Source organism: Microbacterium umsixpiens (assembly GCF_053543675.1).
Map to the genome: position 1 here is coordinate 13185 of NZ_JBLVOH010000035.1, position 531 is coordinate 13715.

The window sequence follows — 531 nt, forward strand, 5'->3', positions numbered from 1 at the left end:
CCGGCGCCACGGTCACGGGCGGTGCCGGAGCGGAGGGCACGGAAGCCGCGAGGGTCGAGGCTTCGAACGCGCGACTGAGGTCCGCGGTCTCCAGGCGTCCGGCATCCAGGCGGTAGTGCCGGCGCGCGCGGGCCGCGACGTGGAGGTCGTGCGTGATGGTGACCAGCGCGGCGTCCGTCTCCGTGGCGACCTCGTCGAGGAGCGACATGACGGATGCGCCGGTGTCGATGTCGAGCGCGCCCGTCGGCTCGTCCGCGAGGATCAGCACGGGCCTGCGCACCAGTGCCCTGGCGATCGCGACCCGCTGCTGCTCACCGCCGGAGAGCTTGTCGGCGATCTGCCCGACCCTGTGCCCGAGTCCCACCCGATCGAGCATGTCCGCGGCGATCTGCCGACGGTTCCAGAACACCCTCCCCTTCGCGTGGCCGAGGGGCATCATCACGTTGTCGAGTGCGGTGCGCCCCGGCAGCAGGTTGAACTGCTGGAAGACGAAGCCGACGTTGTCGCCGCGCAGCCGGTCCAGACGCCCCG

At 71.9% G+C, this 531-nt stretch carries 1 protein-coding gene; it reads right to left on the reverse strand.

Annotated elements, in window-relative coordinates:
• Positions 1 to 531: ABC transporter ATP-binding protein (locus ACNPM4_RS03685; RefSeq protein WP_448984735.1), on the reverse strand; the 531-nt coding region annotated here is incomplete at both ends.